Below are 19,583 nucleotides of genomic sequence, written 5' to 3'. Positions count from 1 at the left end.
GGATCGAAGTTCGGCTGGAATGAAACGGAATATTAGGGTGCCATGCGGTTGTGTTTGGTTGACCCTCTGACCCCGCGCGGATAGAGAATGTCCAGTCAACACGCTAATTGACGGCGCTCCCCTACGGGGCACGCGCAGGAAAGGAGCTATTCGTGGAAGACCTGCTGCGGGAGTACCTCCCGATCCTGGTGTTTCTGGTCGTCGCTGCGGGCCTTGGAATCTTCCTGATTCTTGCCGCAGTGGTGCTGGCCGTCCGCAATCCCGACCCGGAAAAGGTCAGCGCTTATGAATGCGGCTTCAACGCCTTCGACGATGCGCGGATGAAATTCGACGTCCGATTCTATCTGGTCGCGATTCTTTTCATCATCTTCGATCTGGAAATTGCGTTCCTGTTCCCTTGGGCCGTGGCTTTCAAAGACATCAGCGATGTCGGATTCTGGTCCATGATGGTGTTCCTGGGCGTTCTGACCATCGGCTTTGCCTATGAATGGAAGAAGGGGGCCCTGGAATGGGAGTGATGACGGGTGCAAACACCGCCGGCGTCGATAAAGAAGTCGCCACCCAGGCCCTGAATGCCGAGCTGCAGGACAAAGGGTTCCTGCTAACTTCGACCGAGGATATCATCAATTGGGCGCGCACCGGGTCGTTGCACTGGATGACCTTCGGGCTGGCCTGTTGCGCAGTTGAGATGATGCACACCTCGATGCCGCGTTATGATGCAGAACGGTTTGGTATCGCGCCACGCGCGTCCCCACGTCAGTCGGATGTGATGATTGTGGCCGGAACGCTTACCAACAAAATGGCGCCTGCGCTGCGTAAGGTCTATGACCAGATGCCCGAGCCGCGCTATGTGATCTCGATGGGCTCCTGCGCCAATGGCGGCGGGTATTACCATTATTCCTATTCTGTTGTGCGCGGCTGTGACCGCATTGTGCCGGTCGATATCTACGTGCCTGGATGCCCTCCGACGGCTGAGGCGCTGTTGTATGGTCTGATGCAGCTGCAGCGCAAAATCCGCCGCACCGGCACCATTGTACGCTGAGGAGAGGGCAATGAGCGAAGCACTCAAAGAACTCGGCGCGCAGCTGGAACTCAAACGGACCGATTGCGTTCTGTCCTGGGATGTCACCCATGATGAGTTGAACGTGGACGTGGCCCCGTCGAACCTTGTGGAATTTATCGAATTCCTGAAGGGCGATGCCAGTTGCAAGTTTTCGACCCTGGTGGACATCACAGCCGTTGACTATCCCGAACGGGCGAAGCGGTTCGATGTGGTCTATCACTTCCTGTCGATGTACCAGAACCAGCGTATCCGCCTGCGCGTGTCGATCCGTGAGGATGACATGGTGCCGTCGATTGTCGACGTTCACCCCTCGGCCAACTGGTTCGAGCGCGAGGTGTTCGATATGTTTGGCATCCTTTTCTCGGGCCATCCTGATCTGCGGCGAATCCTGACCGACTATGGCTTTCGTGGCTATCCGCTGCGCAAGGATTTCCCGACCACCGGTTATACCGAAGTCCGTTATGACGAGGCGCAAAAGCGTGTGGTCTATGAGCCGGTCAATCTGGTGCAGGAATACCGTCAGTTTGATTTCATGTCTCCGTGGGAGGGTGCGAATTACATCCTGCCCGGCGATGAGAAACAGGAGAGCGAATAATGGGTGGCATTTGGTGGCTGATCCTTTCTGCACTGACCATCATCCCGATGGTGAAGATTTTGCCGTTCTTCGGGATTAACAAATACTGGTGCCTGCTCTGTCTGATCCCCTTTGGCACGATCGCGTTGCTGTGGTGGGTCGGGCTGAAACTGCAAGAGCTGGAGCGCCGCTGAGATGATGATGCTGGGGGAACTGATCGTGCTGGGTGCGCTGGGGGTCCTTCTGGCGGGGGCTGCAGCCAAGGCGGCCGAGGCCGAAAAGGTCCGGGTTCGGGCCGAAGCGAAAAAGAATAGGCGGGGGCGTTGATGGACGGCTCAAGATATGATGACGGCAGCACGGACGCGCTGAGCGGAGAACAGAAGATCCGCAATTTCAACATTAACTTTGGCCCGCAACACCCTGCGGCGCACGGGGTTTTGCGGCTTGTGCTTGAGCTGGATGGCGAGATTGTTGAGCGTTGCGACCCGCATATCGGTTTGTTGCACCGTGGCACCGAAAAGCTGATGGAAAGCCGGACGTATCTGCAGAACCTGCCGTATTTCGACCGTCTGGACTATGTGGCGCCGATGAACCAGGAACATGCCTGGTGTCTGGCCATCGAAAAGCTGACCGGGGTCGAGGTGCCGCGCCGCGGCTCATTGATCCGGGTACTGTATTCCGAGATCGGGCGCATTCTGAACCACTTGCTGAACGTGACCACTCAGGCGATGGATGTGGGCGCGTTGACCCCGCCTCTTTGGGGTTTCGAAGAACGCGAAAAGCTGATGGTGTTCTATGAACGCGCCTGCGGCGCCCGTCTGCACGCGGCTTATTTTCGCCCCGGCGGTGTGCATCAGGACCTGCCGCCGGAACTGCTGGACGATATCGAGGCGTGGAGCCACGAATTCCCCACCATTCTCGACGACATTGATGGTCTGCTGACCGAAAACCGCATCTTCAAACAGCGCAACGCCGATATTGGTGTGGTGACTGAGGATGACATCCAGAAATACGGTTTTTCGGGTGTAATGGTCCGTGGATCGGGCCTGGCCTGGGACCTGCGTCGCGCGCAGCCCTATGAATGCTATGACGAGTTTGAATTCCAGATCCCCGTCGGCAAGAACGGTGACTGCTATGACCGTTATCTTTGCCGCATGGAAGAGATGCGCCAGTCGCTGCACATCATCCGTCAGGCCATCGCCAAAATCCGCGAATGCCCCGGAGATGTGCTGGCCCGCGGCAAGATCACCCCGCCGAAACGCTCGGATATGAAAACCTCGATGGAAAGCCTGATCCATCACTTCAAGCTGTATACCGAAGGCTTCCACGTGCCCGCGGGCGAGGTCTATGCCGCCGTCGAGGCCCCGAAGGGTGAGTTCGGCGTCTATCTGGTCGCCGATGGCACCAACAAGCCTTACAGGGCCAAACTGCGCGCGCCGGGCTTCCTGCACCTGCAAGCCATGGATCACATCGCCGGAGGCCACCAACTGGCCGACGTCGCAGCCATCATCGGCACCATGGACGTTGTGTTTGGGGAGATTGATCGGTGAAGAAGCTCTTAGCGTTTACCTTAGCTATCCTTCCTATGGGCCATGCGGTATCGGCGGCGCCTTTGAGTGATTTTTGCCTCTTTCTATCCCCAGACCTTCTGGAGAAAGTAGCCGACTGTAGCGCAACGAAAGGTTGTTATCCGGTTGACGAGTTTCCGGAGGTGTTCGAGCACTACAGATCGCTTGAAGAGCGCGCTTCGAACTATGTGTTGAGCAAACTTAGCTCATCAGAAAGCTGCATGGTGTATTCTAGATTGTTGGCGGGGTCAGGCGTTGAGAACTGTCCCGCCGGACAAGAGCCATTTTTGTGGGCCATTTTTGATCTAGTGGACGCCAAAGTGATCTCGTCCAATAATTCAAATGATCCAAATTTATGGAAACTTGGATTGGCAGAAAATGGGGAATGTGCTTAATGCTCCGCCGTCTTCATCCCGAACAACCCGAAAGCTTCGCCTTTACCGCTGCCAACCGGCAATGGGCCAAAGCGCAGATCACCAAATACCCCGAGGGGCGTCAGGCCAGTGCAGTCATCCCACTGCTGTGGCGCGCGCAGGAGCAGGAGGGCTGGCTGAGCCGCCCGGCGATTGAATCTGTCGCTGACATGCTGGGCATGGCCTATATCCGCGTGCTCGAAGTCGCCTCGTTCTATTTCATGTTTCAGCTGCAGCCGGTTGGCTCGGTCGCGCATATTCAGGTGTGCGGGACCACGTCCTGCATGATCTGCGGGGCCGAGGATCTGATCGCGGTCTGCAAGGACAAGATCGCCGCCAAGCCGCATGCTTTGTCCGCCGATGGCAAGCTGAGCTGGGAAGAGGTCGAATGCCTTGGCTCTTGCACCAACGCGCCAATGGCGCAGATCGGCAAGGACTATTACGAAGACCTGACCGCCGAGGGTTTTGGCAAGATCATCGACGATCTGGCCGCTGGCAAGGTGCCGACACCGGGCCCTCAGAACGGGCGCTATGCGGCAGAGCCTTTGAAGGGGCTGACCAGCCTGTCAGAATATGACAGCGGCCGAACCCAGTATAACGCCAGCGTTCAGTTGGCGACTGATCTGGGGGATACCGTCAAGCGCATCGACGGGACCGAGGTTCCGATCCTGACGCCATGGCTGGGCAAGGATGGCAAGGCGGCGGCGACAAAGGCTGCTCCGAATCCTCCCAAGGCCCCCGCACCGGCCAAACCCGCGGTGAAACAAGCGGCTGAGGCGAAGGCGGTCAAAGAAGACCAGCCCGACACGCTTTCGGGTGCGCGGGACGGCAAGTCGGACGATCTGAAGCTGCTTAAAGGTGTCGGGCCTAAGCTTGAGAAGACGCTGAACGAGCTGGGCTTCTATCATTATGATCAGATCGCCAAATGGACGCCCGAGCAGGTTGCCTGGGTTGATGCGCGGTTGAAGTTCAAAGGCCGGATCGAGAGAGACGGCTGGATTGATCAGGCCACCAAGCTGGCGGCGGGTGAAGAAACCGAGTTCGCCAAGCGGGCCAAGGACGACGGTACATACGAAGACTAGGATGTGTGCCCGCTCTGGGCATTTAGGACAAGATGGACAAGGACAAGGAACAGGCCATGGCCCGCAAGGGTCGACATATCGGAGTGGTCATCGCCGTGACCATGCTGATCTGGCTTGCCATGACCATGTTCATTGGCCCTGCGATGGAACTGCCGGGACGCTATGCGCTGTTGTTTGATTTTGCTGCGTTGGCCGGGTTCATCTATGCGGGCGTCAACATATTTCAACTCTGGCGCATGCGTCAGGACAGCTGAAGGTAACACATGATGCTGAAGGATCAGGACAGGATCTTTACCAACATCTACGGGATGCATGAGCGTACATTGCGCGGTGCACAGGCCCGGGGGCATTGGGACGGCACCGCTAGCCTGATCGGCAACGGGCGCGACTGGATCATCCAGACGATGAAGGATTCAGGGCTGCGCGGCCGGGGCGGTGCGGGTTTTCCAACCGGTCTGAAGTGGTCCTTCATGCCCAAGGAAAGTGACGGTCGCCCGTCCTATCTGGTGGTAAATGCGGATGAATCCGAGCCTGGCACCTGCAAAGACCGTGAAATCATGCGCCATGATCCGCATACGCTGATCGAAGGCTGCCTGATAGCCTCTTTCGCGATGAATGCGCATACTTGCTATATCTACCTGCGCGGTGAATACATCCGCGAGCGTGAGGCGCTGCAGGCCGCGATTGACGAAGCCTATGACGCCGGTTTGTTGGGCAAGAACGCCGCTGGGTCAGGCTGGGACTTCGATCTGTTCCTGCATCACGGGGCGGGCGCCTATATCTGTGGTGAAGAAACTGCCCTGATCGAAAGCCTTGAGGGCAAAAAGGGCATGCCGCGGATGAAGCCGCCGTTCCCGGCGGGCGCAGGTTTGTATGGGTGCCCAACCACGGTGAACAATGTGGAATCCATTGCGGTAGTGCCGACGATCTTGCGTCGCGGGGCCGACTGGTTCGCAGGCTTTGGCCGTCAGAACAACGCGGGCACCAAGCTGTTTGCGATCTCGGGCCATGTGAACAATCCTTGCGTCGTTGAAGAGGCGATGTCGATTCCGTTTGAACAGCTGATCGAAACCCATTGCGGCGGCATTCGCGGCGGCTGGGACAATTTGCTGGCGGTTATTCCGGGTGGTTCGTCGGTGCCCTGTGTGCGCGGTGAGAACATGCGCGACGCGATCATGGACTTTGACCACCTGCGCAACGATCTGGGCTCGGGCCTGGGTACGGCTGCGGTGATCGTGATGGATAAATCCACCGATATAATTAAAGCGATCTGGCGATTGTCGAAGTTTTACAAACATGAAAGCTGCGGTCAGTGCACACCGTGTCGTGAAGGCACCGGATGGATGATGCGCGTCATGGATCGCCTTGTGCGCGGTGAGGCCGAGTTGGAAGAGATCGACATGCTGTTTGACGTGACCAAACAGGTCGAAGGCCACACGATCTGTGCCCTCGGTGATGCGGCAGCCTGGCCAATCCAGGGCCTGATCCGCAATTTCCGGGAAGAAATCGAAGACCGCATCAAGGCCCAGAAATCGGGCCGCACGGGTGCGATGGCAGCGGAGTGATTCAAATGGAAGTATTCTCGGACTATGGCCATGCACTTGCATCGGTGATGATCTTCACCCTCGTCGTCCTGTTCCTAGCCCCATTTTCGGCAATGGCCAAACAGGGTAAGGGGCTGGCGCCAGGCGCCACGCCCGAGCAAGATTATTCAGACAGGGCCTATCGGTTGAACCGTGCCTATCTGAACGGCACTGAAACGCTTCCTGCTTTTGCGGCGGTGACGATCGCGGCAATTTTGTTGGGGGTCAGCCCGTTTTGGGTAAACTTGCTCGCCTCGGTGGCACTGGTTTCGCGTCTGGCAATGCTGTTTGTTCATCTGCGTGGACTGGGTAAGCCGAACTCTGGCTTGCGCTCGGTTCTTTACGTGGTTGCCTGGCTTTGCATGTTCGTGATGGGGATCATGGCATTGGTGGCGGCGTTTTAATGATTGAACGAACTGTTGATCTTGTGACCAGAACCAAGAATGTTTCCCTCATCGGCGCAGTTTTACTGTTGGTGGCGGTTTCGGCCTGCGGGCTGATTAAGCCTTCGGAAGATCGTATTCTATTCGATGGCAAGTCGTTCAGAGCCAAAGCAAAGCACATCAACAAAAAAGCGTCTCCTTCGGATTTCACCGTTGTGATCAAAGGAGTATCTGCCTCATTGGATGGTGCACGCGAGGCCGGCCGTTATGAGGGCACCAAGTTTTGCATCGCGAATTTCGGATCCTCCAGGATCGACTGGAAGGTCGGGCCGGATACCGAACCACAAAACCTTCAGATCAACGATGACAGACTAACCTTTGCCGGGAGCTGCCGCCGTCCATGAAGCGGTTTTTTGCATATCACGCCGTGACAGGCCCATTGCTATTGCATAGCAATGCTGGCCTCCGTCGTCTTGGTCTTTCCAAGACGAAAGGATTTGTCATGTCTGGTATCAAAATGCTTGCCGTTGCAACGGCGCTGACACTGCCTGCGGTTGCTTTGGCTAAACCTCCCTTGCGCGAAGTCAAAGAGATCGACAACGAACTCTATTACATCGCTATCGCGAACGAAATTTCGGAATACTGCCCCTCCATCAGCGGGCGGCGTATGAAGGCGATTGGTGTGATGTGGGGCTTGCGGTCGAAGGCGAACCAGTTGGGCTATTCCGACAGTGAAATCCGCTCCTATGTCGATTCGGATGCAGAAAAAGACCGAATGCGCGCCAAGGGCGAGGCCTATCTGGCCCAAAATGGCGTGTCGTATGACCGGCCGAATTCCTTCTGTACGCTTGGTCGCGCGGAAATTGAAAGAAACAGCGCCATCGGCGTGTATTTGAGGGCGAATTGAGTATGGGTTTCAGAGCTTTGATGACGGGCTTTGCTGGTGTTTTGCTTTTGGTCTTAGCTGGATGCGAGTCAACATCCAGCCAAGCTTTGGACGCTGACACATCTCGCGCTCAGTTTCGTACACAGGTTCCGCAGAGCCTCTATGATGTGGCCTTTGCCAACGCTATGGCAGAGCAGATTGCAGGCGGTTGTCCGAATTTGTCGCTCAATCGTTCGCAGATCAGGCAAAGCATGAAAACGGTAGCTGACGACCTAGAAGCCAAGGGGTATCGGGAAAGTGATTTTGTCTATCTCGAAAGAAATTTGCCGCGGAAGCGGATACAGGACGACGCTATTCGCTATATCCAAGGAAACGGCATCGTGATTGGCGTTCCAGATACGATGTGCTCGGCAGGGCGAAGCGAAATCGCCAAAAAATCTGCTATCGGCACATTCCTGAAAGGGTAGTTTAAATCATGTCTGACCTCCGCAAAGTTAACATCGACGGACAGGAAATCGAAGTCGATGGTGCGATGACCCTGATTCAGGCCTGCGAACAGGCCGGGGTCGAAGTGCCGCGCTTTTGCTATCACGAGCGTCTGTCGATTGCCGGGAACTGCCGGATGTGTCTGGTCGAAGTTGTTGGGGGGCCGCCCAAACCTGCGGCCTCTTGTGCGATGCAGGTGCGCGATCTTCGTCCGGGGCCGGAAGGGCAAGCACCGGTGGTCAAAACCAACTCGCCCATGGTCAAGAAGGCCCGCGAAGGAGTGATGGAGTTCTTGCTGATCAACCACCCGCTGGATTGCCCGATCTGCGATCAGGGTGGCGAGTGCGATCTGCAAGATCAGGCGATGGCTTATGGCATGTCGGGCACGCGGTTTAAGGAAGCCAAGCGCGCGGTCGATGATCTGGATCTGGGTCCGCTGGTTGGCACCGCGATGACCCGCTGTATCAGTTGCACCCGCTGCGTGCGCTTTACAACCGAAGTGGCCGGGATCACTCAGATGGGTCAAACCGGGCGGGGCGAAGACGCCGAGATCACGTCATATCTGAACCAGACGCTGGATTCGAATCTGCAAGGTAATATCATCGACTTGTGCCCCGTCGGGGCGCTGACCTCGAAACCCTATGCTTTCACCGCGCGCCCTTGGGAACTGACCAAGACCGAAAGCATCGACGTGATGGATGCCTTGGGCTCGAACATTCGCGTGGATACCAAAGGGCGCGAAGTCATGCGCTTTTTGCCGCGCAATCATGATGGCGTGAACGAAGAATGGATCAGTGATAAGACGCGGTTTGTGTGGGACGGCCTGCGTCGTCAGCGGCTGGACAAGCCATACCTGCGTGAAAACGGTAAGCTGCGCCCGGCGACGTGGCCCGAGGCGTTGACCAAAGCGGCCGAGGCGTTGAAAGGGGCTGAAAAGCCCGCCGGTATCGTGGGCGACTTGGCCCCGGTCGAGGCTACGTTTGCTCTGAAGCAGATGATTGAAGGGCAGGGCGGGGTTGTCGAATGCCGTACCGATGGCGCCAAGTTGCCAACGGGCAACCGCGCGGCCTATGCCGGGACCGCCGCGATCGAAGATATCGACAGCGCCGAGCGCATTCTGCTGATCGGAACCAACCCGCGCGATGAGGCGCCGGTGCTGAACGCGCGCATTCGCAAAGCCTGGGCGCATGGGGCCGAGATTGCTGTGGTCGGCCCGGCTGTCGATCTGACCTATGACTACCACCATGTCGGCGATGATCGTGCGGCATTGCAGCAGGTGGTGGATATGGGCGGAGATGATGAGGTCAAGGGCAAAGGCTCGTTGGTCATCATTGGTCAGGGTGCATTGCAGGAAGCGGATGGCGCTGCGGTTTTGGCCGCTGCGCAAACCATTGCGGCGAATACCGAAAGCGGTTTGATTGTCCTGCACACAGCCGCCTCACGTGTTGGTTCTATGGATGTCGATGCCACCAACGAAGGTGGCATGGATGCAATCAGCGCGGCGGATGTGATCTATAATCTCGGTGCCGATGAAGTTGAAATCGGCGACGGCGCCTTTGTCATCTATCAGGGCAGCCATGGCGATCGAGGTGCGCACCGCGCCGACGTGATCCTGCCGGGCGCAGCCTATACCGAGGAAAACGGCCTGTTTGTGAACACCGAAGGCCGCCCGCAACTGGCGATGCGTGCCGGGTTTGCACCAGGTGAGGCGAAGGAAAACTGGGCGATCCTGCGCGCATTGTCTGCCGAACTGGGTGCGACGCTGCCTTATGACTCGCTGGCGCAACTACGCACCGCGCTGATCGAGGCGGTGCCGCATCTGGCCCGTATCGACGAGGTGATCGAAAACGAGGTTCAGGCGCTGAAGCTCGGCCCTCTGGGCAAGGCGAGCTTCCGTCACACCGTCAAGGACTTCTACCTGAGCAACCCGATTGCACGGGCCTCGCAGTTGATGGCTGAGCTATCGGCGCAGACGCAGGCACGCAAAGGCGAAAAGATCGCGGCGGAATGAACCGAAACTCTGTCATATCGCATTTCGACCCTTTGCTGGTCGGACAGGGGCTCGCCCCTGTTTTGCCTATGAAACGGAATAAAAAGGGTGGCGTAGAGGCTGCAGATGCTGTTTACACCAACGCGCCGACCCAGACGCACTTTGCGCAGGCACATGGCCTTAGCATTTCGTGCGGAAAACGGAATACCCACGGTGTGAGGACCAATGGCTGAATTCTTTAACACCCCAGGCGGAATAGCCCTCATCATTCTGGCACAAGTGCTTGCCGTTGTGGCCTTTGTGATGATCTCGCTGTTGTTCCTTGTCTATGGAGACCGGAAGATCTGGGCGGCGGTTCAGATGCGCCGTGGCCCCAACGTGGTGGGCGTCTATGGCCTGCTGCAATCCGTGGCCGACGCGCTGAAGTATGTGGTTAAAGAGGTGGTTATCCCAGCGGGTGCAGACCGCACCGTCTTTATCCTCGCGCCTTTGACCTCATTTGTTCTGGCGATGATCGCCTGGGCCGTGATTCCGTTCAACGACGGCTGGGTGCTGTCGGATATAAATGTCGCCATCCTGTATGTCTTCGCCGTGTCCTCGTTGGAGGTTTATGGCGTGATCATGGGGGGGTGGGCGTCGAACTCAAAGTACCCTTTCCTTGGCTCATTGCGCTCTGCCGCTCAGATGATTTCCTACGAGGTCTCGATTGGTCTGATCATCATCGGTGTGATCCTGTCGACCGGGTCGATGAACTTCGGTGACATCGTGCATGCGCAAGACGGGCGCTTTGGGTTCTTCAGCTGGTACTGGTTGCCGCATTTCCCAATGGTCTTCCTGTTTTTCATCTCGGCGCTGGCCGAAACCAACCGCCCACCGTTTGACCTGCCAGAGGCGGAATCCGAACTGGTCGCGGGCTATCAGGTCGAATACTCGGCCACGCCTTTCCTGTTGTTCATGGCTGGCGAATATATCGCCATTTTCCTGATGTGCGCGCTGACCACGCTGCTGTTTTTCGGCGGCTGGCTGTCCCCGATCCCGGGCCTGCCCGACGGCGTGTTGTGGATGGTCGCTAAGATGGCGTTCTTCTTCTTCCTCTTCGCAATGGTTAAGGCGATCACGCCGCGCTACCGCTATGACCAGCTGATGCGGCTGGGTTGGAAAGTCTTCCTGCCGTTTTCGCTGGCCTGGGTGGTATTCGTGGCCTTTGCGGCAAAATTCGACTGGTTCTGGGGTGCATTCGCTCGCTGGAGCGTAGGAGGCTGACATGACCCAAATCGACTACACCCGCGCCGCCAAGTACTTCCTGCTACAGGACTTCTGGGTCGGCATGAAGCTGGGACTGAAGTACTTCTTCGCACCGAAGGCCACCCTGAACTACCCGCATGAAAAGGGTCCTCTGTCTCCGCGTTTTCGCGGTGAACACGCCCTGCGTCGCTACCCCAACGGTGAAGAACGCTGTATTGCCTGCAAACTCTGCGAGGCGATCTGCCCTGCACAGGCCATTACAATCGACGCCGAACCGCGCGAAGATGGCAGCCGCCGTACCACGCGCTATGACATCGACATGACCAAGTGCATCTATTGCGGTTTCTGCCAAGAGGCCTGCCCGGTCGATGCCATCGTCGAAGGTCCGAATTTCGAATTCGCCACGGAAACCCGCGAAGAGTTGTTCTACGACAAGGATAAACTGCTCGACAACGGTGAGCGCTGGGAAGCCGAGATCGCCCGCAATCTGGAAATGGACGCGCCGTACCGATGACTGACGCCCCGACAAATCCGTTTGAGCTGATGATGAAGCAGGCGCAGGACATGGCCAAGGCGATGAACCCTGCGATGGAGAGCTTCTCGCCCAAAGGGTTCGAAACTCTATGGCCGACCATGCCAAAAGAAGTCATGGAGATGATGTTCGGCAACACCGTCAACAAAGACGGGTTGGATGCCAAAACGCGCCTGTTGCTGACACTGGCCGGGCTGACCTGTCAGGGCGCGCAGGCGGATGCGGCGGTGCGTCAGACCGTGCGCCACGCTGTGGAAGCCGGTGCCAAGAAACAAGAGATCGTGGAAGCGATCGGTCAGATGTCGGTCTTTGCCGGCATCCCGGCCATGACCCGCGCGCTGGAACTGGCGCAAGAGGTTCTGGGCGATAACGAGGATACGGATCAATGACCGTCTTTGCATTCTACCTGTTTGCCATCAGTGCCATCACCGGCGGGCTGTTCACAGTGATCAGCCGCCAGCCGGTGCACTCGGTGCTATGGCTGATCCTGTCGTTCCTGTCAGCGGCGGGGCTGTTCGTGCTGCTGGGGGCCGAGTTCGTGGCGATGCTGCTGATCATCGTCTATGTCGGTGCGGTCGCGGTTTTGTTCCTGTTTGTGGTGATGATGCTGGACGTGGACTTTGCTGAGCTCAAGGCCGAGATGGCGCGCTATATGCCGCTGGCTCTGCTGATCGGTCTGGTGATCCTGATGCAGTTCGTCATGGCCTTTGGGGCCTGGGACAGCGCGCAGGGAGCAGCTAGCAACCTAGCGCAACCGATCCCCGTGGACCGCCACAACACCGAGGCGCTGGGTGTCATCCTTTACGATCAATACTTCCTTCTGTTCCAACTGGCGGGCCTGATCCTGCTGGTGGCCATGATCGGAGCCATCGTGCTGACACTGCGCCACCGTAAGGACATCAAGCGTCAGGACATCGTCGGCCAGATGATGCGCGACCCGGCCAAGGCGATGGAGTTGAAGGACGTGAAACCGGGGCAGGGGTTGTGATGGCTCCTCGCACGTATTTCTTCGCACTCCTTTTTCTTGTTGGGTTGATTTCGTCAGCGGCCGATGCTTGTTCGCTTGTTTACAAACCATGGTGGGCAAATGAGAAAGTGCGAGCTGAAGAGGACTGCTCGTTCGATGGTGGTGGGCGATACGACTTTTTAAGAGGAAACGGCGCGCAGGACCTAGGTCAAGGTCGAGTCTATCAAGTGATCACGGATATCGCTGAAGAGACCGCTGTTGTTTCGGATTGCCGATCGGCTGAGCAAGTACAGGTCAACGGTCTTATCAAGGATGAAGGCTATGTTTCATGTGGGTCGCTACGAAAAACTATTCGGTTCCTAAAACCTGACGGAATCTTGGATCTCAGTTCCGGCGAGAGTATCGCGGAACTTTCAAAAATTTTGCGGCAACGAAGCTTTGAAGTGCGGACAGGCGTAACCTTTGACGACAGGGGCGCAAGACCGCGCGATTACCCTGACTTTTATTGCGGCTGCAAACTCTACTATCCCGACTCGCCAGGAGCGAAGCTATGATCGGACTTGAACACTATCTTACGGTCGCGGCGACGCTGTTCGTCATCGGCATCTTCGGTCTCTTCCTGAACCGCAAGAACGTTATCATCCTGCTAATGAGCATCGAGTTGATGCTGTTGGCGGTGAATATCAACCTTGTGGCGTTCTCCAGCTTCCTGGGCGATCTGGTCGGGCAAGTGTTTACGCTGTTCGTGTTGACCGTGGCGGCGGCCGAAGCAGCGATCGGGCTGGCCATTCTGGTTTGTTTCTTCCGCAACCGTGGCACCATCGCGGTTGAAGACGTCAATATGATGAAGGGGTAAGAGAACATGGAAACCACCATCCTCTTTGCCCCGCTGGTGGGCGCGCTGCTCTGCGGCTTTGGCTGGAGATTCATTGGCGAGAAAGCCGCCATGTGGACCGCCACGGGCCTGCTGTTTCTGGCCTGTTTGCTGTCGTGGATCGTCTTCCTGACGTTCGACGGCCACACCCAGCAGATCGAGATCATGCGCTGGATCGAAAGCGGCTCGCTCTCGACAAGCTGGGCCATTCGTCTGGACCGGCTGACAGCAATCATGTTGATCGTGGTGACGACCGTCTCGGCGCTGGTGCACCTGTATTCCTTTGGCTACATGGATCACGATCCGCAATGGCGCGAAGGCGAAAGCTATAAGCCACGCTTCTTTGCCTATCTGTCCTTCTTTACCTTTGCCATGCTGATGCTAGTGACGGCGGACAATCTGGTTCAGATGTTCTTTGGCTGGGAAGGTGTGGGCGTCGCGTCTTATCTGCTGATCGGGTTCTACTATCGCAAGCCCACCGCCAACGCCGCTGCGATGAAGGCGTTTATCGTCAACCGGGTTGGGGACTTTGGCTTTGCGCTTGGCATCTTTGCGCTATTCCTGCTGACCGACAGCATCAATTTCTCGGACATCTTCGCCTCTGCCCCGGCATTGGCCGAAGAGAAGCTGCACTTCCTGTGGGGTGAATGGACCGCGATCGAGGTGATCTGCGTTCTGCTGTTCATCGGTGCGATGGGCAAATCGGCACAGTTGTTCCTGCACACCTGGTTGCCGGATGCGATGGAAGGTCCGACGCCTGTATCAGCCCTGATCCACGCCGCGACCATGGTGACTGCGGGTGTATTCCTGATCTGCCGCATGTCGCCGCTGATGGAGTTTGCGCCGGGTGCGACCGGGTTCATCACCTTCCTTGGTGCGTCGACGGCGTTCTTTGCCGCGACCGTGGGTTTGGTGCAGACCGATATCAAACGCGTCATCGCTTATTCGACCTGCTCGCAGCTGGGTTACATGTTCGTCGCCGCGGGCGTTGGTATGTACTCGGCTGCCATGTTCCACCTGTTGACGCACGCGTTCTTCAAGGCGCTGCTGTTCCTTGGCGCTGGTTCCGTGATCCACGCGATGCATCACGAGCAAGAGATGACCGAGTATGGCGGATTGCGGAAGAAGATCCCTTATACGTTTTGGGCGATGATGATCGGCACGCTGGCGATTACCGGCGTTGGTATTCCTCTGACCACATTTGGCTTTGCCGGGTTCCTGTCGAAAGACGCGATCATCGAAAGCGCCTTTGCCGGAGGCACCGGCTACGCGTTCTGGATGCTGGTGATTGCAGCGGTATTCACCTCGTTTTACAGCTGGCGTCTGATTTTCCTGACCTTCTATGGCGAGCCGCGCGGGGACAAACACACGCACGACCATGCGCATGAAAGCCCGTTGGTCATGCTGGTTCCGCTGGGCGTTCTGTCGCTGGGTGCGGTTTTCGCCGGGATGATCTGGTATGGCAACTTTTTTGGCCACACCGACAAGGTCGGCCAGTTCTATGGCATTCCGGTTGCAGAGGCTTCGGTGGATGGCCACGCGGCAGAGGGCGCGCATGGGGAAGATACCCATGCCGAAGATAAACACGGCGACGATACGCATGCGGATGCCGGTCACGCGGAGGACAGCCATGGTGAGAAGGACGCGCAGGGCGGCGATCACCATTATGCCTTTGTTGGCACGCCCGGAGAAGGCGCGCTCTACATCGCACCGGACAATCATGTGCTGGACGATGCGCATGCTGTTCCGAAATGGGTCAAGGTCTCACCCTTCGTTGCGATGCTGCTTGGTTTCATCGTGGCCTATTGGTTCTATATCGTGAATACGACGTTGCCCGCGCGCTTGGCAGCAAACCAGCGTCCGCTTTATCTGTTCCTGCTGAACAAATGGTACTTTGATGAGATCTATGACGCGATCTTCGTCAAACCTGCCTTGGCACTTGGGCGGTTCCTGTGGAAACGCGGCGACGGCAACACGATTGACGGTTTCCTGAACGGGGTAGCGATGGGCATCGTGCCATTCTTCACCCGCCTCGCAGGCAAGGCGCAGACTGGTTACATATTTACCTATGCCTTCTGGATGGTCCTGGGAATTGCTGCCCTGGTCACCTGGATGTCGATCGGCGGAGGCGCACACTAATGGACAATATCCTCTCGATCGTCACCTTCATCCCCGCAGCGGCGGCCGCCATTCTGGCGCTGTTTCTGCAGGGCGACGACGCAGCCGCGCAACGCAATGCCAAATGGGTGGCCATGGTTGCGACGACGGTGACCTTCCTGGTCTCGATTGGCATCTATACTGGCTTTGATCCTGAAAACACCGGCTTCCAGATGGTGGAAGAGGGCCAGTGGCTGATGGGTCTGAAATACAAGATGGGTGTGGATGGCATCAGCGTCCTGTTCGTGTTGCTGACCACTTTCATTATGCCGCTGACAATTCTGGCCAGCTGGAATGTGACAGACCGCGTCAAGGAATACATGATTGCTTTCCTGCTGCTGGAAACGCTGATGCTTGGCGTGTTCATGGCGTTGGACCTGGTGCTGTTCTACCTGTTCTTCGAAGCGGGTCTGATCCCGATGTTCCTGATCATCGGCATCTGGGGTGGTAAAGAGCGCATCTATGCCAGCTTCAAGTTCTTCCTCTACACGTTCCTTGGCTCTGTGCTGATGCTGGTGGCTATGGTTGCGATGTATGCGGATGCAGGCACGACGGATATCGAAGCGCTGATGGCGCATCATTTCTCGTCCGACAGCTTTACCGTTCTGGGCATCCATATCGTAGGCGGTATGCAGACGCTGATGTTCCTGGCGTTCTTTGCCTCATTTGCGGTGAAGATGCCGATGTGGCCGGTCCACACCTGGCTGCCCGATGCACACGTGCAGGCGCCAACGGCGGGTTCGGTCGTACTGGCGGCGATCCTGTTGAAGATGGGTGGCTATGGCTTCCTGCGGTTCAGCCTGCCGATGTTCCCGGTGGGGTCGGCGGTGATGACCGATCTGGTGCTGTGGATGTCGGCCATCGCTGTGGTTTACACATCGCTGGTTGCTCTGGTGCAGGAGGATATGAAAAAGCTGATCGCTTATTCCTCGGTCGCACATATGGGCTTTGTCACCATGGGCATCTTTGCGGCAAACCAGCAGGGTGTCGACGGAGCCATCTTCCAGATGCTCAGCCACGGGTTCATCTCGGCGGCGCTCTTCCTGTGTGTCGGCGTGATCTATGACCGGATGCACACCCGCGATATCGAGGCCTATGGCGGTCTGGTAATCCGGATGCCTGCCTACGCGCTGGTCTTCATGCTGTTCACCATGGCCAATGTTGGCCTGCCGGGCACCAGTGGGTTCATCGGAGAGTTCCTGACCCTGATGGGCGCATTCCAGGTCAATACCTGGGTGACTGCTGTGGCCGCGACTGGTGTTATCTTCTCGGCGGGATATGCTTTGTGGCTGTATCGTCGGGTCGTATTTGGGGATCTTATCAAAGAAAGCCTCAAGGCGATGACTGATATGAGCTCGCGCGAGCGGTTGATATTTGCCCCCCTGATCGTCATGACGATCCTGCTGGGTGTGTATCCATCGCTGGTAACAGATGTGATTGGCAACTCGACTGCCGCGCTGATTTCGAACTATGATACGGCTCTGGCCGCGGCTGAGACCGCGACCCAGACAGCCGCCTCGCATTAAGGAGGCTTTGGAGACATGATCCAGGCTGATCTGACAATTGTCCTGCCAGAGATCGTTCTGGCACTATATGCGATGGCGGCATTGCTTGCGGCTGTTTACACCACCAAGGACGGGCTTGCGCCGACATTGGTCTGGGTGACAGCAGGGCTGATGGCGCTGCTGGCGTTCTGGATCGCCACCAATGGCGACGGGACGAACATCGCGTTTAACGGCATGTTCGTTGATGACGGATTCGCGCGCTTTGCCAAAGTGGCGATCCTGCTATCTGCCGCTGCCGTTTTGATGATGAGCCAGGACTATATGACCCGCCGCGGGTTGTTGCGTTTCGAATACCCTTTGCTGGTGGCGCTTGCCGCTGTCGGCATGATGATGATGGTCAGCGCGGGTGACCTGATGTCTCTGTATATGGGGCTCGAGCTGCAGTCGCTGGCACTCTACGTTGTGGCTGCGCTGCGTCGTGACAGCGCCAAATCCACCGAGGCTGGCCTGAAATATTTCGTTCTGGGCGCGCTTAGCTCGGGCTTACTGCTGTATGGGGCTTCGCTTGTCTACGGCTTTACGGGTACCACGCTGTTCTCGGGCATCATTCAGACCGTTCACCACGGCGATGTGACCCTCGGGTTGCTGTTCGGGTTGATCTTCCTGATCTCGGGGCTCGCGTTCAAGGTTTCGGCTGTTCCGTTCCACATGTGGACGCCGGATGTCTATGAAGGATCGCCCACACCAGTCACTGCCTTCTTCGCCACGGCGCCCAAAGTGGCCGCCATGGCCCTGTTTGCCCGCGTGTTGCACGACGCATTTGGAGGTGTCGTAAAGGACTGGCAGCAGGTGATTGTACTCTTGTCTGTTCTGTCTATGCTGTTGGGGGCCGTGGCTGCCATCGGACAACGCGACATTAAACGGCTGATGGCGTTTTCGTCGATTGCCCATATGGGGTATGCGTTGATCGGACTGGCGGCTGGGACCGAGCTGGGTATCAAGGCGATGCTGATGTATCTGGCGATTTACGTGACCATGAATGTCGGAACTTTCGCCTTTATCCTGATGATGGAACGGGACGGTAAACCTGTTACTGACATTGACGCTTTGCGCCAGTATTCCAAACGCGATCCGGGTAAGGCTCTGGCCGTGCTGATCCTGATGTTCAGCCTTGCCGGTGTTCCACCGATGCTTGGGTTCTTTGCGAAATTTGGCGTCTGGCAAGCGGGTATTGAGGCTGGCCTGACCGGTCTGGTTATCATGTCTGCCATCGCCTCGGTGATCGGTGCATTCTATTACCTACGGATCGTATACTATATGTATTTCGGTGCCGAGAATGAGGACCCGATCGACGCAAATTCGTCTCCGGTTCTGTGGATTGCTCTGATGGGGTCAGCTGCATTGATGTTGGTTGGCGTATTCTATCAGTTTGGGATAGAGGGCGCAGCGGCAGCTGCAGCGGCGACGCTTGTTAACTGATTTCGACCATTGCCCGCGGCCTAATGTTCTTGTGACATGAGCGATTGGCCGGATGGATATGGCCTGCATGTATTGCAAGAGGTCGATAGCACTCTGAACGAAGCCGCCCGGATCGCGCCGATGGCTCAGGGTCCGGTCTGGATCCTGGCGCACCGCCAGACACAGGCACGCGGTCGGCGCGGACGGGTCTGGACCAACCCCGAGGGAAATCTTGCCGCAACGCTGCTGATGCGGCCCGCAGGACGCCCGGAACAGGCCGCTCTGCGCAGTTTTGTCGCCGCCTTGGCCCTGTTTGATGCATGTGTGGCGGTCACCGGACGCATATCGGGTTTGTCGCTAAAATGGCCCAATGATGTGTTGCTGAACGGTGGCAAGCTTGCGGGGATACTGCTGGAAAGTACCGGTCAGGGGCGGGACGTCTCGCATTTGGCAATCGGCATCGGCGTCAATCTCTCGCAGGCACCGACTGCAGATAAAGTCGAACCAGGTGCGCTAAGGCCGGTTTCGCTGTTGTCCGAGACAGGGGCAGATGTCACCACCGAAGATTTTTTGACCGAGCTTGCATCGGCCTATGCGCGTTTTGAGGCCCAGTTTGTAACCTACGGGTTCGAACCCATCCGCGCTGCCTGGTTGTCCCGCGCAGCTAAGCTGGGCGAGGTCATCACCGCGCGTACTGTCACCACTGAGACGGTCGGGACCTTCGAAACGGTGGACGCACGGGGTAACCTTGTCCTAAACACCGCGAAGGGCCGCGTCAGCATACCTGCGGCAGACGTATTTTTCTGAAAGGGGCACC

Annotated in this window: 25 protein-coding genes; all 25 read left to right on the top strand. The window is 57.3% G+C overall.

Translation table 11 applies throughout. The features are described from left to right. Nucleotides 1-152 precede the first annotated feature (152 nt). The 25 genes from AC2FIP_RS05850 (at nucleotide 153) to AC2FIP_RS05730 (ending at nucleotide 19,573) form a co-directional block, all read left to right on the top strand. Nucleotides 153-518 carry an NADH-quinone oxidoreductase subunit A gene (locus AC2FIP_RS05850; RefSeq protein WP_496785508.1) on the top strand — a complete coding sequence of 122 codons (366 nt, stop codon included), beginning with the start codon at nucleotides 153-155 and terminating at the stop codon, nucleotides 516-518. Beyond that, nucleotides 509-1,042, top strand: a complete 534-nt coding sequence (locus AC2FIP_RS05845) for a NuoB/complex I 20 kDa subunit family protein (protein ID WP_037307875.1) — start codon at nucleotides 509-511, stop codon at nucleotides 1,040-1,042. The genes AC2FIP_RS05850 and AC2FIP_RS05845 overlap by 10 nt, the downstream gene beginning before the upstream one ends. Before the next feature lie 10 nt (nucleotides 1,043-1,052). Then, nucleotides 1,053-1,658 (top strand): NADH-quinone oxidoreductase subunit C, encoded by a 606-nt coding sequence (locus tag AC2FIP_RS05840; RefSeq protein ID WP_271950203.1) that lies wholly within the window; start codon nucleotides 1,053-1,055, stop codon nucleotides 1,656-1,658. Continuing rightward, the gene (locus AC2FIP_RS05835; RefSeq protein ID WP_170433422.1) at nucleotides 1,658-1,831 is read left to right on the top strand and encodes a hypothetical protein; all 174 of its coding nucleotides are present in this window, start codon (nucleotides 1,658-1,660) and stop codon (nucleotides 1,829-1,831) included. The genes AC2FIP_RS05840 and AC2FIP_RS05835 overlap by 1 nt, the downstream gene beginning before the upstream one ends. Nucleotide 1,832: 1 nt before the next feature. Further along, a complete protein-coding gene (locus AC2FIP_RS05830) occupies nucleotides 1,833-1,964 on the top strand; it encodes a hypothetical protein (RefSeq protein WP_281972810.1) in 132 nt (43 codons plus the stop codon). Continuing rightward, the gene (locus AC2FIP_RS05825; protein WP_185956626.1) at nucleotides 1,964-3,187 is read left to right on the top strand and encodes an NADH-quinone oxidoreductase subunit D; all 1,224 of its coding nucleotides are present in this window, start codon (nucleotides 1,964-1,966) and stop codon (nucleotides 3,185-3,187) included. The genes AC2FIP_RS05830 and AC2FIP_RS05825 overlap by 1 nt, the downstream gene beginning before the upstream one ends. After that, nucleotides 3,184-3,600, top strand: a complete 417-nt coding sequence (locus tag AC2FIP_RS05820; RefSeq protein WP_496701741.1) for a hypothetical protein — start codon at nucleotides 3,184-3,186, stop codon at nucleotides 3,598-3,600. The genes AC2FIP_RS05825 and AC2FIP_RS05820 overlap by 4 nt, the downstream gene beginning before the upstream one ends. Then, complete coding sequence (gene nuoE / locus AC2FIP_RS05815) at nucleotides 3,600-4,700, top strand: NADH-quinone oxidoreductase subunit NuoE (protein ID WP_496785505.1); 1,101 nt, start codon at nucleotides 3,600-3,602, stop codon at nucleotides 4,698-4,700. The genes AC2FIP_RS05820 and nuoE overlap by 1 nt, the downstream gene beginning before the upstream one ends. Nucleotides 4,701-4,732: 32 nt before the next feature. Continuing rightward, the gene (locus tag AC2FIP_RS05810) at nucleotides 4,733-4,954 is read left to right on the top strand and encodes a DUF5337 domain-containing protein (RefSeq protein WP_271950193.1); all 222 of its coding nucleotides are present in this window, start codon (nucleotides 4,733-4,735) and stop codon (nucleotides 4,952-4,954) included. A gap of 12 nt (nucleotides 4,955-4,966) precedes the next feature. Further along, complete coding sequence (gene nuoF / locus AC2FIP_RS05805) at nucleotides 4,967-6,265, top strand: NADH-quinone oxidoreductase subunit NuoF (RefSeq protein WP_496785806.1); 1,299 nt, start codon at nucleotides 4,967-4,969, stop codon at nucleotides 6,263-6,265. Nucleotides 6,266-6,270: 5 nt separating this feature from the next. Then, nucleotides 6,271-6,687 (top strand): MAPEG family protein, encoded by a 417-nt coding sequence (locus AC2FIP_RS05800; protein WP_142634887.1) that lies wholly within the window; start codon nucleotides 6,271-6,273, stop codon nucleotides 6,685-6,687. After that, nucleotides 6,687-7,070 (top strand): hypothetical protein, encoded by a 384-nt coding sequence (locus AC2FIP_RS05795; RefSeq protein ID WP_142634885.1) that lies wholly within the window; start codon nucleotides 6,687-6,689, stop codon nucleotides 7,068-7,070. Before AC2FIP_RS05800 ends, AC2FIP_RS05795 begins: the two co-directional genes overlap by 1 nt. A gap of 98 nt (nucleotides 7,071-7,168) precedes the next feature. Continuing rightward, complete coding sequence (locus tag AC2FIP_RS05790; RefSeq protein WP_271950189.1) at nucleotides 7,169-7,573, top strand: DUF5333 domain-containing protein; 405 nt, start codon at nucleotides 7,169-7,171, stop codon at nucleotides 7,571-7,573. Nucleotides 7,574-7,593: 20 nt separating this feature from the next. Next, nucleotides 7,594-8,019 carry a DUF5333 family protein gene (locus AC2FIP_RS05785; RefSeq protein ID WP_271950187.1) on the top strand — a complete coding sequence of 142 codons (426 nt, stop codon included), beginning with the start codon at nucleotides 7,594-7,596 and terminating at the stop codon, nucleotides 8,017-8,019. Nucleotides 8,020-8,027: 8 nt separating this feature from the next. Then, entirely contained in the window at nucleotides 8,028-10,049 is a 2,022-nt protein-coding gene (gene nuoG, locus AC2FIP_RS05780; protein ID WP_496785503.1) for an NADH-quinone oxidoreductase subunit NuoG, read from the top strand. Nucleotides 10,050-10,253: 204 nt separating this feature from the next. After that, nucleotides 10,254-11,291 carry an NADH-quinone oxidoreductase subunit NuoH gene (gene nuoH / locus AC2FIP_RS05775; RefSeq protein WP_142634879.1) on the top strand — a complete coding sequence of 346 codons (1,038 nt, stop codon included), beginning with the start codon at nucleotides 10,254-10,256 and terminating at the stop codon, nucleotides 11,289-11,291. 1 nt (nucleotide 11,292) lies between these two features. Then, a complete protein-coding gene (gene nuoI, locus AC2FIP_RS05770; RefSeq protein WP_496785501.1) occupies nucleotides 11,293-11,787 on the top strand; it encodes an NADH-quinone oxidoreductase subunit NuoI in 495 nt (164 codons plus the stop codon). Further along, on the top strand, nucleotides 11,784-12,194 hold the full coding sequence (locus AC2FIP_RS05765) for a carboxymuconolactone decarboxylase family protein (protein ID WP_496785500.1): 411 nt from the start codon (nucleotides 11,784-11,786) through the stop codon (nucleotides 12,192-12,194). The genes nuoI and AC2FIP_RS05765 overlap by 4 nt, the downstream gene beginning before the upstream one ends. Next, nucleotides 12,191-12,793, top strand: coding sequence for an NADH-quinone oxidoreductase subunit J (locus AC2FIP_RS05760; protein ID WP_472723312.1), 603 nt, complete (start codon nucleotides 12,191-12,193; stop codon nucleotides 12,791-12,793). Before AC2FIP_RS05765 ends, AC2FIP_RS05760 begins: the two co-directional genes overlap by 4 nt. Then, complete coding sequence (locus tag AC2FIP_RS05755; RefSeq protein WP_496785498.1) at nucleotides 12,793-13,326, top strand: hypothetical protein; 534 nt, start codon at nucleotides 12,793-12,795, stop codon at nucleotides 13,324-13,326. The genes AC2FIP_RS05760 and AC2FIP_RS05755 overlap by 1 nt, the downstream gene beginning before the upstream one ends. Continuing rightward, nucleotides 13,323-13,628: an NADH-quinone oxidoreductase subunit NuoK gene (nuoK, locus tag AC2FIP_RS05750; protein WP_005984024.1), complete on the top strand. Its 306-nt coding sequence runs from the start codon at nucleotides 13,323-13,325 to the stop codon at nucleotides 13,626-13,628. Before AC2FIP_RS05755 ends, nuoK begins: the two co-directional genes overlap by 4 nt. Before the next feature lie 6 nt (nucleotides 13,629-13,634). Further along, the gene (nuoL, locus tag AC2FIP_RS05745) at nucleotides 13,635-15,785 is read left to right on the top strand and encodes an NADH-quinone oxidoreductase subunit L (RefSeq protein ID WP_496785496.1); all 2,151 of its coding nucleotides are present in this window, start codon (nucleotides 13,635-13,637) and stop codon (nucleotides 15,783-15,785) included. Next, the gene (locus AC2FIP_RS05740) at nucleotides 15,785-17,329 is read left to right on the top strand and encodes an NADH-quinone oxidoreductase subunit M (RefSeq protein ID WP_271950170.1); all 1,545 of its coding nucleotides are present in this window, start codon (nucleotides 15,785-15,787) and stop codon (nucleotides 17,327-17,329) included. Before nuoL ends, AC2FIP_RS05740 begins: the two co-directional genes overlap by 1 nt. Nucleotides 17,330-17,344: 15 nt before the next feature. Beyond that, on the top strand, nucleotides 17,345-18,787 hold the full coding sequence (gene nuoN / locus AC2FIP_RS05735; RefSeq protein WP_496785494.1) for an NADH-quinone oxidoreductase subunit NuoN: 1,443 nt from the start codon (nucleotides 17,345-17,347) through the stop codon (nucleotides 18,785-18,787). A gap of 36 nt (nucleotides 18,788-18,823) precedes the next feature. Then, a complete protein-coding gene (locus AC2FIP_RS05730) occupies nucleotides 18,824-19,573 on the top strand; it encodes a biotin--[acetyl-CoA-carboxylase] ligase (protein ID WP_496706451.1) in 750 nt (249 codons plus the stop codon). The last annotated feature ends 10 nt before the right edge of the window (nucleotides 19,574-19,583 follow it).

Source organism: Ruegeria sp. CDSB114, from assembly GCF_059611025.1.
The sequence above is the reverse complement of the archived record's forward strand: the minus strand, read 5'-3'. Positions and strand labels throughout refer to the sequence as shown.